Origin of the sequence: Luteimonas dalianensis (assembly GCF_049339425.1) — a bacterium.
GTDB lineage: Bacteria > Pseudomonadota > Gammaproteobacteria > Xanthomonadales > Xanthomonadaceae > Luteimonas > Luteimonas dalianensis.
Window position 1 is genome coordinate 188,512 of the sequence record NZ_JBMPPO010000004.1, and the last position, 13,592, is coordinate 202,103.

Annotated in this window: 13 protein-coding genes; 10 read left to right on the forward strand and 3 right to left on the reverse strand. The window is 71.7% G+C overall.

All coding sequences use genetic code 11. The features are described 5' to 3' along the window. Nucleotides 1-171 precede the first annotated feature (171 nt). The 5 genes from ACOZ90_RS07475 (at nt 172) to accC (ending at nt 5,600) form a co-directional block, all read left to right on the forward strand. Complete coding sequence (locus tag ACOZ90_RS07475) at nt 172-2,547, forward strand: protein-disulfide reductase DsbD family protein (protein WP_422893028.1); 2,376 nt, start codon at nt 172-174, stop codon at nt 2,545-2,547. After that, nucleotides 2,544-3,143: a TlpA family protein disulfide reductase gene (locus ACOZ90_RS07480; RefSeq protein ID WP_422893029.1), complete on the forward strand. Its 600-nt coding sequence runs from the start codon at nt 2,544-2,546 to the stop codon at nt 3,141-3,143. The genes ACOZ90_RS07475 and ACOZ90_RS07480 overlap by 4 nt, the downstream gene beginning before the upstream one ends. Nucleotides 3,144-3,242: 99 nt before the next feature. Continuing rightward, nucleotides 3,243-3,695, forward strand: coding sequence for a type II 3-dehydroquinate dehydratase (gene aroQ, locus ACOZ90_RS07485; protein WP_422893030.1), 453 nt, complete (start codon nt 3,243-3,245; stop codon nt 3,693-3,695). Nucleotides 3,696-3,733: 38 nt separating this feature from the next. Next, on the forward strand, nt 3,734-4,222 hold the full coding sequence (accB, locus tag ACOZ90_RS07490) for an acetyl-CoA carboxylase biotin carboxyl carrier protein (RefSeq protein WP_422893031.1): 489 nt from the start codon (nt 3,734-3,736) through the stop codon (nt 4,220-4,222). Nucleotides 4,223-4,232: 10 nt separating this feature from the next. Next, a complete protein-coding gene (gene accC / locus ACOZ90_RS07495; RefSeq protein ID WP_422893032.1) occupies nt 4,233-5,600 on the forward strand; it encodes an acetyl-CoA carboxylase biotin carboxylase subunit in 1,368 nt (455 codons plus the stop codon). A 7-nt stretch (nt 5,601-5,607) separates the two neighbouring features. Here accC and ACOZ90_RS07500 read toward each other — a convergent pair whose 3' ends face one another. Both ACOZ90_RS07500 and ACOZ90_RS07505 read right to left on the reverse strand, forming a co-directional pair. Then, nucleotides 5,608-6,048, reverse strand: coding sequence for a hypothetical protein (locus tag ACOZ90_RS07500; RefSeq protein WP_422893033.1), 441 nt, complete (start codon nt 6,046-6,048; stop codon nt 5,608-5,610). Continuing rightward, nucleotides 6,045-7,016 (reverse strand): hypothetical protein, encoded by a 972-nt coding sequence (locus ACOZ90_RS07505; RefSeq protein ID WP_422893034.1) that lies wholly within the window; start codon nt 7,014-7,016, stop codon nt 6,045-6,047. The genes ACOZ90_RS07500 and ACOZ90_RS07505 overlap by 4 nt, the downstream gene beginning before the upstream one ends. Nucleotides 7,017-7,143: 127 nt before the next feature. On the opposite strand from ACOZ90_RS07505, the gene prmA reads away from it, so the two are divergent. The 5 genes from prmA (at nt 7,144) to ACOZ90_RS07530 (ending at nt 12,100) form a co-directional block, all read left to right on the forward strand. Beyond that, on the forward strand, nt 7,144-8,091 hold the full coding sequence (gene prmA, locus ACOZ90_RS07510; RefSeq protein WP_422893035.1) for a 50S ribosomal protein L11 methyltransferase: 948 nt from the start codon (nt 7,144-7,146) through the stop codon (nt 8,089-8,091). A gap of 8 nt (nt 8,092-8,099) precedes the next feature. Continuing rightward, nucleotides 8,100-9,011, forward strand: a complete 912-nt coding sequence (locus ACOZ90_RS07515; protein ID WP_422893036.1) for a DUF3426 domain-containing protein — start codon at nt 8,100-8,102, stop codon at nt 9,009-9,011. Between the two features lie 149 nt (nt 9,012-9,160). After that, a complete protein-coding gene (gene fis / locus ACOZ90_RS07520) occupies nt 9,161-9,433 on the forward strand; it encodes a DNA-binding transcriptional regulator Fis (RefSeq protein ID WP_422893037.1) in 273 nt (90 codons plus the stop codon). Between the two features lie 4 nt (nt 9,434-9,437). Beyond that, nucleotides 9,438-11,027: a bifunctional phosphoribosylaminoimidazolecarboxamide formyltransferase/IMP cyclohydrolase gene (gene purH / locus ACOZ90_RS07525; RefSeq protein WP_422893038.1), complete on the forward strand. Its 1,590-nt coding sequence runs from the start codon at nt 9,438-9,440 to the stop codon at nt 11,025-11,027. Further along, complete coding sequence (locus ACOZ90_RS07530) at nt 11,027-12,100, forward strand: calcium/sodium antiporter (RefSeq protein ID WP_422893039.1); 1,074 nt, start codon at nt 11,027-11,029, stop codon at nt 12,098-12,100. Before purH ends, ACOZ90_RS07530 begins: the two co-directional genes overlap by 1 nt. On the opposite strand, the gene ACOZ90_RS07535 is transcribed toward ACOZ90_RS07530, so the two are convergent. Continuing rightward, the gene (locus ACOZ90_RS07535; RefSeq protein WP_422893040.1) at nt 12,093-13,556 is read right to left on the reverse strand and encodes an alanine/glycine:cation symporter family protein; all 1,464 of its coding nucleotides are present in this window, start codon (nt 13,554-13,556) and stop codon (nt 12,093-12,095) included. The two genes, ACOZ90_RS07530 and ACOZ90_RS07535, sit on opposite strands and share 8 nt — an antisense overlap. Between the last annotated feature and the right edge of the window lie 36 nt (nt 13,557-13,592).

Here is a 13,592-nt window from a genome sequence, read left to right on the forward strand (position 1 = left end):
CAACGCCGCGTTAACAGGCAGCCAGTTTCGACGGGACGAACCGTTCCATCCGCGCCCGCGCGGCGGCCGTCGGATACCCTATGCAGTTGATCCGCAGCCAACTCCGAGCCCGCCCTTGTCCGCCGAAAACGCCCTGCTCCGCCTTGCCACCGCCGCCGGGAGCGCGCCGGCTTGAACCTGTTCGCGCGCATTGCCGGCCTTCTCCTGCTGGCCATCGGACTGGCGGCGGGCAGCGCCCATGCCCAGGGCGTCAATCCCGAAGACCTGCTGCCGATCGAGGAGGCCTTCCGCCTGCAGGCGACGGCGCCCTCCCGCGACCGCATCCAGATCAGCTTCGACGTTGCCGAAGGCTATTACCTGTACCGGCACCGCATGGGCGCCAGCGCCGAGGGCTTCCAGTCCGGCGAGCTGGAGTGGCCCGAAGGCATCCACCACGTCGACGAGTTCTTCGGCGAGGTCGAGACCTACCGCGAGCGGGTGACCGGCACCCTGCAGGGCCGCGCCGACCCGGGCGTGGACACGCTGGAGCTGAAGGTGCGCTACCAGGGCTGCGCCGACATCGGCGTGTGCTATCCGCCCGATACGCGGACGGTGCGGGTCGCGCTTCCGGCCGCCGCCGCCACGCCGGCCATGGGCGGCGACGGGCTGGCCGCGCTCGGGCGCGCGCTCGAGCTCGGCGCCGGCACCCGCGGCCAGGCCATGGGCGTGGATGCCGACGGCGCGGCCCAGCCACTGCCACTGCCCGAGCAGCAGGCGTTCGGCTTCGAGGCCATCGCCGACGACGGCAACACCATCCTGATGCGCCTGACCCCGGCGCGCGGCTACTACCTCTACCGCGACCGCAGCAGCTTCATCGTCGAGGGCGCCGGCGGCATCGAAGCGGGCGAGCCACGCTGGCCCGAGGGCACCGCCCACGAGGACCCCTACTTCGGCAACACCGTGGTCTATTTCGAGCAGGTGCACGTGCCGCTGGCGCTGCGCCGCGCGCACGGCGAGGCCGCCGAAGTCACCCTCACCGCCAGCTTCCAGGGCTGCCAGGACGAGGGCATCTGCTATCCGCCGATGACCCGCAGCGTGCAGGTGTCCCTGCCCGCGGGCAGGGTGACGGGGGAAACGGAGCCAGCGGGGCCGGGCCCGCTTTCCCCGGTGGACAGCGCAGCCGGATCGGCGGCCGCGGAAAGTGGACCCGACCCGGTGTCCGCATCCGGCATCGACACCGGGATTTCCCCGGAAGCTGCAGTCGAGCCCGCCTCCACCGCGCCGGGCGCACCTGCCGGCACTGCCGACGCGTCCGCCGACAACGCCGCGCGCAGCACCGCCCCGGCCCTGCCCACGGGCGGGCTGCTGGGCGCGCTGGCGCTGGGCCTGCTCGGCGGCCTGGTGCTCAACCTGATGCCCTGCGTGCTGCCGATCCTCTCGCTCAAGGTGGTCGGCCTGGTGCAGAGCGGCGAGAGCCGTTCGGCCGCCCGCTCGCACGCGCTGTGGTACACGCTCGGCGTGCTGTGCGCCTTCGCCGCGATCGGCGCGCTGGTGCTGGGCCTGCGCGCGGCCGGGCTGGCGCTGGGCTGGGGCTTCCAGCTGCAGCAGCCGTGGTTCGTGGCGCTGCTGGTGTACCTGATGTTCGCGGTGGGGCTGAGCCTGTCGGGGGTGTTCAGCGTGGGCGGCGGCGTGGGCGCGGCCGGCCAGCGGCTGGCCGCGAAGGGCGGGCCGGCCGGCGACTTCTTCACCGGGGTGCTGGCCTGCGTGGTGGCCAGCCCGTGCATCGCGCCGTTCATGGGCGGCGCGCTGGCGTTCGCCTTCACCGCCTCCGCACCGGTGGCGATGACCGTGTTCCTGGCCCTGGGCCTGGGCCTGGCGCTGCCGTTCCTGCTGATCGGCTTCGTGCCGGCGCTGGCGGCGCGGCTGCCCAGGCCCGGCGCGTGGATGGAAACGCTCAAGCAGTTCATGGCCTTCCCCATGTACCTGACCGCGATCTGGCTGGCCTGGGTGCTCGGCCGCCAGCACGGCGTGGACGCGATGGCGCTGGTCGCCGTGGGCCTGGTGCTGCTGGCGCTGGGCCTGTGGTGGTACGAGCGCAAGCGCTGGAGCGGCTCGAAGGCCGGCCGCGCGGTGGCGGTGTTGCTGCTGCTGGCGGCGCTGCTGCCGGTGGCGGCGGTGGCGCGGCTGGAGCCCGCGCCAGCCGGGGCCGCCACGGCCGCCGGCAGCGAACAGGTCTGGTCGCCGGAGCGGCTGGCCGAGCTGCGCGCCCAGGGCCGCCCGGTGTTCGTCAACATGACCGCCGACTGGTGCGTGACCTGCAAGGCCAACGAACAGCGCGTGCTGGCCCGCGAGCCGTTCCGCGCCGCGCTGGAGGAGACCGGCGCCGCCTACCTGGTCGGCGACTGGACGCACGTGGATCCGGCCATCAGCGCCTTCCTGCAGGAACACAGGGCGGTGGGCGTCCCGCTGTACGTGGTCTATCCCGCCGGCGGCGGCGCGGGCGAGGTGCTGCCGGCGCTGCTGACCGACGATATCGCCATCGGCGCGCTGCGCAGGGCCGTGCAATGAAACTGACGACGACCAAGGTGATCGTGGTGGCGCTGGTGGCCGGCCTGCTGGGCGTGGCGGCCAGCCTGATGATGACCGGCCCGGGCCCGTTCCTGCGCACCGAGGCGGGACAGCGGCTGGCCAACCAGGTGCTGCAGGCCAACGCGCCGCCGGTGCCCGAGGGCGTGGAGGTGGCCAAACGTGGCGGCCCGCTGCCCAGGTTCGACGTGCAGCAGCTCGACGGCGGCCAGTGGACGCTGCCCGACGACTTCGCGGGTCAGCCGGTGCTGGTCAACGTCTGGGCCAGCTGGTGCCCGCCGTGCGTGGAGGAGATGCCGGAGCTGGATCGCTTCGCCCGCAGCCAGGGCGCGGACGGGGTGCAGGTGCTGGGCATCGCCCTGGACGAGCCGGAGGCGGTGCGCGAATTCCTGCAGAAGGTGCCGGTGGACTATCCGCAGGGCATCGACGCCCCGGGGCGCTCGGATGCCGGCGTGCGCCTGGGCAACCCGCGCGGGGTGCTGCCGTACACGGTGCTGGTGTCGGCCGACGGGGTGGTGCTCAAGCAGCGGATCGGGCCGTTCGAGCACGGCGAGATCGACGCCTGGGCCCGCCACTGAGGGCGAATCAAACAACCGCTTAAAATCGGTGAATGTCGGCGAACTGGACAGCAATATCGGCTTGCCGCAGACTGCGCGCCTGTTTTGACTGCGGCACCCATGGCCAGATTCCTGCTCCTGCACGGCCCCAACCTCAACCTGCTCGGCAGCCGCGAGCCGGGGGTCTACGGGCGCGCCACGCTGGCGCAGATCGACGCCGGCATGCAGCGCCGCGCGGCCGATGCCGGGCATGAGCTGGAGAGCTTCCAGTCCAACGCCGAACACGCGCTGGTGGAGCGGATCCAGGCCGCGGCGCGGGACGGCACCGCGTTCATCCTGATCAACCCGGCCGCCTTCACCCATACTTCGGTGGCGATCCGCGACGCTCTGGCGGCGGTCGAGATCCCGTTCATCGAGGTGCACCTGTCCAATCCGCACGCGCGCGAGCCGTTCCGCCGCACCAGCTACTTCAGCGACCTGGCCGTGGGCGTGGTCTGCGGCTTCGGCGCGTCCAGCTACCAGCTGGCGCTGACCGCCGCGCTCGACCGGCTCGAAACCGCCACCGGCGTCTGAAACCCTTTCCTTTCCAGCGAACACAGCACGAGGCCACCATGGATCTTCGCAAGATCAAGAAGCTCATCGACCTGCTCGAGGAGTCCAACCTGTCGGAGATCGAGATCAGGGAGGGCGAGGAATCCGTGCGGCTTTCGCGCGCGCCCGCCGCGCCGGCACACATGGCCGCGCCCGCGGTCGTCGCCGTGCCGCGCAGCGAGCCGGTGATGCCGATGCAGTCGCCGGTGCAGGCGGCCACCGGCGGCCGCGCGCCCGCCGAGGCCGAAGCCGATGCCGGGCCCGAGCTGCCGGCCGGCCACGTGGTGGCCTCGCCGATGGTCGGCACCTACTACTCCTCGCCGGCGCCGGACAAGCCGCCGTTCGTCACCGTCGGCCAAACCGTGGCGGTGGGCGACACCCTGGGCATCGTCGAGGCAATGAAGATGTTCAATCCGATCGAAGCCGACCAGGCCGGCACGGTGGCCGCCGTCCTGTGCGAGAGCGGCCAGCCGGTCGAGTTCGACCAGCCGCTGTTCGTGATCGCCTGAGGCGCCGCAGATGCTCGACAAAGTCGTTATCGCCAACCGCGGCGAAATCGCCCTGCGCATCCTGCGCGCCTGCCACGCGCTGGGCATCCGCACGGTCGCGGTGCACTCCACCGTGGACCGCAACCTCAAGCACGTGGCCATGGCCGACGAGTCAGTGTGCATCGGCCCGGCCCCGTCCAACCGCAGCTACCTGGACATGCCGGCGATCATCGCCGCGGCCGAAGTCACTGACGCCCAGGCCATCCACCCGGGCTACGGCTTCCTGGCCGAGAGCGCGGACTTCGCCGAGCGCGTGGAGCAGTCCGGCTTCGTCTTCATCGGCCCGAAGGCGGACACGATCCGGCTCATGGGCGACAAGGTCGAGGCGATCCGGGCGATGAAGGAGGCCGGCGTGCCCTGCGTGCCCGGCTCCGACGGCCCGCTGGGCGACGACGCCGCGGTCAACGCCAAGCTGGCGCGCGAGATCGGCTACCCGGTGATCGTCAAGGCCGCCGGCGGCGGCGGCGGCCGCGGCATGCGCGTGGTCCACACCGAGGCCGCGCTGGCCAACGCCATCTCCACCACCCGCCAGGAAGCCAAGGCCGCGTTCGGCAACGACATGCTGTACATGGAGAAGTTCCTGGAGAACCCGCGCCACGTGGAGATCCAGGTGCTGGCCGACGGCCAGGGTGGCGCCATCCACCTGGGCGAGCGCGACTGCTCGATGCAGCGCCGCCACCAGAAGGTGGTCGAGGAAGCCCCGGCGCCGGGCATCAGCGACGAGCAGCGCGCCGAGATCGGCCGGGTGTGCACCGAGGCCTGCATCCGCATCGGCTACCGCGGCGCGGGTACCTTCGAGTTCCTCTACGAGGACGGCCGCTTCTACTTCATCGAGATGAACACCCGCATCCAGGTCGAGCACCCGGTCACCGAGATGGTCACCGGCATCGACCTGATCCGCGAACAGCTGATGATCGCCGCCGGCCGGCCGCTGTCGATCAAACAGGAAGACGTGGTGCTGACCGGGCACGCGATCGAATGCCGGATCAACGCCGAGGATCCGGAGAGCTTCCTGCCCTCACCCGGCCTGGTGCAGCATTTCCATGCCCCCGGCGGTCCCGGCGTGCGCGTGGACACCCATGTCTATGCCGGTTACCAGGTGCCGCCGAACTACGACTCGATGATCGGCAAGCTGATCGTCCACGGCGCCGACCGCGAACAGGCGATCTGCCGCATGCGGGTGGCGCTGAGCGAGATGGTGGTCGACGGGATCAGGACCAACATCCCGCTGCAGCAGCGGATCATGCGCGACGTCGGCTTCCAGCAGGGCGGGCAGAACATCCACTACCTGGAAAAGCGCCTGGCCGAGCGCCGCGACAAGTCGCTGTCGATCAGCTGAGCCCGTACTACCGGCGCTCCGCTGCCCCGGCCTCCTGGGCCGGCAGCGGCACCAGCTCCAGCGCGGCCGGGTGGGAATGGGGCGCCGCGCCCGCGGCGCGCATCTGGGTATCGGGCAGCAGCCGCACGCCCGCTGCCGAGGACTGGCTGACCACGGTGACGTACTCGCTGGAGCCGTCGGGCCAGATCACCTGGAAGGTGCTGCCCGGCGGCAGGGTGGAGAACGGCGCGCCGCTCTGGGCGCGGTAGACCGCCGCCAGCTGGGCGGCGCCGCCGATCCGCGCCTCGGCGGAGGAATCGACGGTGGTCACCGTCACCTGCGAAAGCTCGCCGTGCTCGGCACCCACCAGCGCGTGGATCATCACCCCGGCGGCCGTCACCGAATAGGCCCCGAACAGCAGCGCCCAGAACCAGAACCTGAGCCTGGGCATGATCGTTTTCCTGGTCATCTCGGTACTCCCTCGCGCAACAGCGAGTCAATCAGATCGTTGATGGGCTTGCCTCCACGCGGCTTCCGCGCAGCGTGGACGAAGCCCGGAAAGTCCTGGTGCGGACTGGAGGCGCACACCCCGCCGTTGGCGCACCATGCCGTCATCAGCGCGCCCTGCGCGCCGCAGTCCATGCCCAGCTCGCAGGCCGCCAGGTGCCAGGCCAGCTCGGCCTGCACCGTGCCGGCAACCTGGCCGGCGTGCGCCGGGTCGCCGCTGGCCGCCAGGCCCATCGCCGGCGCCAGCGCGAAGAAGGCCTCGGCGTCGGCCGACGCCTGCACCCGGTCCACCAGCCCGCGGCGGTAGTCCCCGTCTTCCTCCAGCGGCTCGCCCATGGCCAGCAGGCCCGCCTCGGCGGCCAGGCTGCCGGCCTCGGCCGCCTCCAGCCGCTGCAGGATCACCAGCCCGGTGCCCAGGCCATCGCCGGGCACGAACTGCCGGCACCGATGGGCGACCCGGTCGCGGGCGCCGGTCATCGCCGCGGACGCGGCCAGCTGCATGCGGCCCAGCGCGCCGGAGTCGCGCGCGTAGGCGCCCGGGTCCGCGGCGTAAGCGGCGCAGTAGTCGTAGACGCGGCTGGCGAACCAGGCCGCGTCGGCATCGCCCGCCTGCGCGGCGGGCAGCAGCGCCTGCAGGTAGGCGTAGAGGTCGTCCGCCTGCTCGAATCCCTCGCTCAAACCCGCCCGGCGACGCGACGCGGGGGCATCCAGGGCAAGCGCGGCGGGCTGCCATGCTGCCGCTCGCTCCGCCACTGGCGCCGAGGCCGGGGCCACCGCTCCACGCGCAGCGGGCGCACTGCCGGCCAGCTGCCCGTCGGGCGCCGGGCGCCCGGTTCCGGGGAACCCGGCGTCCTCGCGCATGCCCTGCAGCACCGCCAGCACCAGCGAAGCCAGCAGCACCAGCACGACCATCGGCCTGGAAAGCGCCATACCCATTGAAATCGCAGCCGCCTGCCTCGCAGGTTCGAAAGCACGCATGGTAAAGCAAAGCCCCCGCGCCCTTTACCCGCCGCGCCCGGCCGCGCACCATGCCGGTCCCCACTGCTGGATGTGACCCATGCCGTACCTGGAACTGTCCCTGCGCTGCAGCGAAGCCGAACAGCCGCGCTATGAGCGCGCCCTTGACGACGTGGGCGCGGTGGCGGTGACCCTGCTGGATGCGGACGCCGACACCGGCAACGAGGCCGCGATCCTGGAGCCCGCCGTGGGCGAGACCCCGATCTGGCACAGCGTGGCCCTGAGCGCGCTGTTCCCGCACGACGCCGACGGGCTGCTGCTGCTGGCCGCGCTGGAAGCCTTCGACCCGGGTCTGGACTGGTCGCGGGTGCAGTTCGACACCGTCGAGGACCAGGACTGGGAACGCGCATGGATGGACACCTACGCGCCGCTGCAGTTCGGCCGCCGCACCTGGATCGTGCCCTGGGACCACGACCTGCCGGAGGGAGCGCAGGCCGGCGACGCGGCCGTGGTCCGGCTCGATCCCGGCCTGGCCTTCGGTTCGGGCACCCACCCCACCACCTCGCTGTGCCTGCAGTGGCTGGACGCGCTGGCCGAAGCGGGGGAGCTGCAGGGCCGGACCGTGCTGGACTACGGATGCGGCAGCGGCATCCTCGCCCTGGCCGCGCTGCGGCTGGGCGCCGCCGCCGCGGCCGGCGTGGACAACGACCCGCAGGCGCTGGCCGCCAGCCGTGACAACGCCGAGCGCAACGGCGTCTCGGCGGCGCTCACGCTGCACCGGCCGCAGGACCTGGCAGCGACCGCGCCCGGGGAAACCTCGGACGACGCCTGCCCGGTGGTGGTGGCCAACATCCTCGCCTCCGCCCTGGACGGACTCGCCGAAGCCCTGGCCGGGCGCACCCTGCCGGGCGGCCGGATCGCGCTGTCCGGCATCCTCGACGGCCAGGAGGAGGCGCTGCTGCGCCGCTACCGCCCGTGGTTCGAACAGCTCGCCGTGGCCCGGGAAGGTGACTGGGTGCGCATCGACGGCGTGCGCCGCCATGATTGAATAGGGGCATGTTCATCAACTGCCCGGACTGCAGCGCGCTGGTGGCCACCAACCTGGCCACCGGGCTGCCACCGCAGCGGTGCCCGCGGTGCGGGTTCGGCCCGCTGGCGCCGGAGGCCGCTGCCACGACCGCCGCGCCGGCATCGCCGGTGACGCCGGAGCCCGGATCGGAACGCCTGCAGCCGGACAAGGTGGTCTTCATCCCGCTCAGCCCGTCGCGCCCGGCTCCGGAGCCCGAGAGCAAGACCGAGACTGATCCGGAACCGGAGTCCGTACCCACGCCCGAACCCAAACCCGTGCCCGAGACCGAGCCTGCGCTCGCACCGGAGCCACCGCCCCAGCCTGGCCCCGCGGTGCCGGAGCCACCGGCGGACACCGTCGCAGCCGAGCCTCCTGCACCACCGCCACGCCCGGCCCCGCGCTTCCTCGCCCGCGCGGCCGGTGCCACGCAGCGCGGCGGCGACCGGCGTCTGGTCGCCATCGCCGCCGGCCTGGCCGCGCTGCTGGTGGTCCAGCTGCTGCTGGCCGATCGCGCGAGCCTGGCCACCGACGCGGGCTGGCGCCCGGTCGTGACCACGCTGTGCGGCGCGCTGCGCTGCAGCCTGCCGGCCTGGCGCGAACCGGCCGCGATCGCGGTCGAGCAGCGCGACGTGCGGCCGGCGCCCGGCCGCCCGGGCGTGCTGCGGGCCAGCGCCACCATCCGCAACGACGGACGCTGGGCGCAGGCATGGCCGCGGCTGGTGCTGACACTTTCCGACGTGGACGGGCGCGCGCTGGGCATGCGCGCGTTCGAGCCGGCCGAGTACCTGGCCGCGCCGCCGCAGGACGTGACCATCGCCCGCGGCGCGTCCGCCTCCCTGCTGATGGACATCGTGGAGCCTTCGCCGCACGCGGTCGCATTCAACTTCAGCTTCGAGTGACTGCGGCAGCCGGATTCCAGCAATCGCACATTGGCACCCGCCGCCGCGGCGCGATAGACTCCTTTCCCCCTCCGCCGCACCCCCGGCCGCGCAGTCAGCGGCTGCACGCGTTGGCGGGCGGGCGCAACAACGCACCACCGGGAAGACCTTTGAACGCCTCCGATCGCACTGATGCCGCCCCTCGTCCCGGCCCGCGGACGCCGCTGCGCGACCACGTCGCCAAGTCGGTCCGGCGCTATCTTGGCGACCTCAACGGCAGCGACACCGACGAGCTGTACCAGATCGCCCTGCGCGAGCTGGAGATCCCGCTGTTCGTGGAAGTGCTGAACCACTGCGACGGCAACCAGAGCCGCGCCGCCTCGATGCTCGGCATCCACCGCGCCACCCTGCGCAGGAAGCTGCGCGACTACGGCCTGAGCTGACCCCATGATTGCCAAACGACTGCCCGTGCGCCGGGCGCTGCTGTCCGTTTCCGACAAGACCGGGCTGGTCGACCTTGCCCGCGCGCTGGCCGCGCGCGGCGTCGAGCTGCTGTCCACCGGCGGCACCGCGAAGGCGATTCGCGACGCGGGGCTGGCGGTGCGCGACGTGTCCGAGGTGACGGGGTTCCCCGAGATCATGGACGGCCGGGTCAAGACCCTGCACCCGAAGGTGCACGGCGGCCTGCTGGGCCGGCGCGGCACCGACGACGCGGTGATGGCCGAGCACGGGATCGGGGCGATCGACCTGCTGGTGCTGAACCTGTATCCGTTCGAGAGGGTCTCGGCCGACCCGGCGGCGAAGTTCGCCGACATCGTGGAGAACATCGACATCGGCGGGCCGGCCATGTTGCGCGCGGCGGCCAAGAACTTTGCCTTCGTGGCGGTGGCGACCGATCCGGCGCAGTACCCCGGCCTGCTGGCCGAGCTGGATGCCAATGACGGCACGCTTTCGGCGAAGACGCGCTTTGCGCTGGCGGTGGAGGCGTTCAATCGCGTGGCGCAGTACGACGCGCGGATCAGCGACGTGCTGTCGGCAATCAGTGAGCCGACCGACGCCGGCGCGGCCGGGCGCAGCCTGTTCCCGGCCCAGTCCAACGCCAGCTTCACCAAGGTCATGGACCTGCGCTACGGCGAGAACCCGCACCAGCAGGCCGCGTTCTACCGCGACCTGTATCCGGCGCCCGGCTCGCTGGCGACCTTCGAGCAGCTGCAGGGCAAGGCGCTGAGCTACAACAACATCGCCGACGCCGACGCGGCCTGGGAGTGCGTGCGCCAGTTCAATGCGCCGGCCTGCGTGATCGTCAAGCACGCCAACCCGTGCGGCGTGGCGGTGGGCAGCGGCTGCGGCCAGGCGTATGAGCTGGCCTACGGTACCGATCCGACCAGCGCCTTCGGCGGCATCATCGCCTTCAACCGCACGCTCGACGCAGCGACCGCCAGGGCCATCCTCGACCGCCAGTTCGTCGAGGTGCTGCTGGCCCCGGACTATGAGCCGGACGCGCTGGAGTACGCGGCGAAGAAGGCCAACGTGCGGTTGCTGCGCATCCCGCTGGCGCCACCCTCGCCCGGCTTCATCGACGTCAAGCGCGTGGGCTCGGGCCTGCTGATGCAGACCGCCGACGATCGCGTCGTCGCCCGCGACGAGCTGCAGGTGGTGACGAAGCTGGCGCCAACGGACGCGCAGGTGGACGACCTGCTGTTTGCCTGGAAGGTCGCCAGATTCGTCAAGTCCAACGCCATCGTCTACGCGAAGGACCATCGCACCATCGGCGTGGGCGCCGGGCAGATGAGCCGGGTGTATTCGGCGCGCATCGCCGGCATCAAGGCCGCGGATGCGGGGCTGGTGGTGGAAGGCTCGGTGATGGCGAGCGACGCGTTCTTCCCGTTCCGCGACGGCATTGACGCCGCGGCCGAGGCCGGGATCAAAGCGGTGATCCAGCCGGGAGGCTCGATGCGCGACGGCGAGGTGATTGCAGCAGCCGACGAGCATGGCATCGCCATGGTGTTCACCGGGGTTCGCCACTTCCGCCACTGATGACGGTCGTCCTGCTCTTCCTGGTTGGCCTGGCGGCGCTGGTGGGTGGCGCCGAGGTTCTGGTGCGCGGGGCTTCGCGGCTGGCGCTGGCGACCGGCCTGTCGCCCCTGGTCATCGGCCTCACGGTGGTCGCGCTCGGCACCAGCGCGCCGGAGCTGGCGGTGGGCATCGACGCCGTGCGTGGTGGATCGGCGGACATCGCGATGGGCAACGTGGTCGGCAGCAACATCACCAACGTGCTGCTGATCCTCGGGGTCAGTGCGCTGGTGCTGCCGCTGGTGGTCTCACGCCAGCTGGTACGGCTGGACGTGCCGGTGATGATCGGCTGCTCGGTGCTGGTACTGCTGCTCGCGCTCGACGGCACCATCGGCCGCTGGGAAGGCGGGTTGCTGGCGGTCGTGGGTGCCGCCTACCTGGCGCTGCAGGTGGTGCTTGGACGCCGCGAGGGCAACGACGAGGCACCCGACGTGCCTGCCGGCAAGCCAAGGAACATGCTGCTCAACATCGCCATGGTCGTCGCCGGGCTCGTGCTGCTGGTGCTGGGCGCCGGCTGGCTGGTGGACTCGGCGGTGGAGATCGCCGGTCGGCTGGGCGTGAGCGAGCTGGTCATCGGGCTGACCGTGGTCGCGGTCGGCACCTCCGCGCCCGAGCTCGCCACCTCGGTGATCGCCGCCGTGCGCGGCGAGCGCGACATGGCCGTCGGGAACGTGGTCGGCAGCTGCGTGCTCAACCTGCTGGTGGTGCTGGGGCTGACCGCGGTCTTCGCGCCAAATGGCGTGCCGGTCGGCCATGCGGTGATCACCTTCGACCTGCCGGTGATGGTCGCCACCGCGGTCGCCTGCCTGCCGATCTTCTTCACCGGCCACTGCATCCAGCGCTGGGAGGGCGCGGTGTTCCTGGGCTACTACGTCGCCTACACCGCCTACCTGTTGCTGGACGCGACCGGGCACGACGCGCAGCCTGCCTTCGGCATGGTGATGATGTACTTCGTGGTCCCGCTCACGGTGCTCACCCTGGCGGTGGTGCTGGTGCGCTCGCTGCGCGAACGGCGGACTGCGGGCGGCCTCAGCTAGGCCGGCGCTCGCGCCAGATTCCGGGGTCGACCCCGTCCGCCAGGTCCGCGTGGTCGGCGATGTGGAACACCGGGGATCGGCCCGCCGCAAGCTGGCGGTCGTAGTCGCGGGTCAGCTTCACCACCACGCCCGACAGCATCACGATCGCCACCAGGTTGATGGAGGCCATGATCGCCATCGCCGCGTCGGCCGCGTCCCAGACGATCTGCACCCTCGAGTACACGCCCCAGACGATCACCGCGAGCGCGGCCAGCCGCAGGACCAGCAGCCCCGCCTTGCCGCCGCCCAAGTAGAGCAGGTTGTTCTCGGCATACGTGTAGTTGCCCAGGATGGTGGTGAAGGCGAAGAAGAACATCGCGATCGCCACGAACCAGTTGCCGGCCTCGCCGAAGAACACCGTCATCGCCTGCTGGGTCACCCGCACGCCGTCGTGGCCGTCGGCGACCACGCCCGACAGCAGGATCACGAAGCCGGTCGCGCTGCAGATCAGCAGGGTGTCGATGAACACGCCCAGCGACTGCACCAGGCCCTGGCTGGCCGGATGGTGCGGCACCGGCGTGGCCGCCGCGGCGACGTTGGGCGCGCTGCCCATGCCCGCCTCGTTGGAGTACAGGCCGCGCTTGACGCCGTTGAGCATCGCCGCCGCGATGCCGCCCAGCACCCCGCCTGCCGCCGGCTCCAGCCCGAAGGCACTGCGCACCACCAGCGACAGGACCGCCGGCACCTCGGCGAGGTTGGTCACGACCACCCACAGCGCCAGGGCCAGGTAGCCGACCGCCATGAACGGCACCGCCCATTCGGCGAAGCGCGCCACCGAGCGCAGGCCGCCGAAAATGATCACGGCGGTGAGCAGCACCAGCCCGGTGGCGATCTGCGCGCGGCTGAAGCCGAACGCGTCCCCAAGTGCCAGCGCCATCGCGTTCGCATGCACGCTGCTGAAGACCAGGCCGTAGGTCAGCAGCAACGCCACCGCGAAGGTGATGCCCATCCACCGCTTCCGGAGCCCGAGGGTCATGTAGTACGCCGGGCCGCCGCGGTACTGCCCGTCTGCGTCGCGCACCTTGTACAGCTGCGCGAGCGTGCTCTCGGCGTAGGCCGTCGCCATCCCGACGATCGCGGTGCACCACATCCAGAACAGCGCCCCCGGCCCGCCCACGCCCAGCGCGATCGCCACCCCGGCCAGGTTCCCGGTACCCACGCGCGAGGCGAGGCTGGTGCAGAGCGCCTGGAACGGCGAGATGCCGGCGTCGTCGCCATCGGTGCCACGGCCGATCACGTGCAGCATGTGCGGCAGGCGGCGGATCTGCAGGAAACGCAGCCGCAGGGTGAAGAACACGCCGACGCCCAGCAGCCCGTAGACCAGCACGTAGTTCCACAGCACGCCGTTGACCAGGCCGACCACCGGCGACAGGGCCGACTCCACCAGCTGCACCAGGAAGTCCATCGGCGTTCCCATGCGGTAAACCGATGATGCTAGCAGCGGGTGCGGGTC

Bases quoted from the DNA above. Each gene is read 5' to 3' on its own strand.
- ACOZ90_RS07480 (WP_422893029.1), top strand. From the start codon at position 2,544: ATGAAACTGACGACGACCAAGGTGATCGTGGTGGCGCTGGTGGCCGGC.
- aroQ (WP_422893030.1), top strand. From the start codon at position 3,243: ATGGCCAGATTCCTGCTCCTGCACGGCCCCAACCTCAACCTGCTCGGC.
- accB (WP_422893031.1), top strand. From the start codon at position 3,734: ATGGATCTTCGCAAGATCAAGAAGCTCATCGACCTGCTCGAGGAGTCC.
- accC (WP_422893032.1), top strand. From the start codon at position 4,233: ATGCTCGACAAAGTCGTTATCGCCAACCGCGGCGAAATCGCCCTGCGC.
- ACOZ90_RS07500 (WP_422893033.1), bottom strand. From the start codon at position 6,048: ATGACCAGGAAAACGATCATGCCCAGGCTCAGGTTCTGGTTCTGGGCG.
- ACOZ90_RS07505 (WP_422893034.1), bottom strand. From the start codon at position 7,016: ATGGCGCTTTCCAGGCCGATGGTCGTGCTGGTGCTGCTGGCTTCGCTG.
- prmA (WP_422893035.1), top strand. From the start codon at position 7,144: ATGCCGTACCTGGAACTGTCCCTGCGCTGCAGCGAAGCCGAACAGCCG.
- ACOZ90_RS07515 (WP_422893036.1), top strand. From the start codon at position 8,100: ATGTTCATCAACTGCCCGGACTGCAGCGCGCTGGTGGCCACCAACCTG.
- purH (WP_422893038.1), top strand. From the start codon at position 9,438: ATGATTGCCAAACGACTGCCCGTGCGCCGGGCGCTGCTGTCCGTTTCC.
- ACOZ90_RS07530 (WP_422893039.1), top strand. From the start codon at position 11,027: ATGACGGTCGTCCTGCTCTTCCTGGTTGGCCTGGCGGCGCTGGTGGGT.
- ACOZ90_RS07535 (WP_422893040.1), bottom strand. From the start codon at position 13,556: ATGGGAACGCCGATGGACTTCCTGGTGCAGCTGGTGGAGTCGGCCCTG.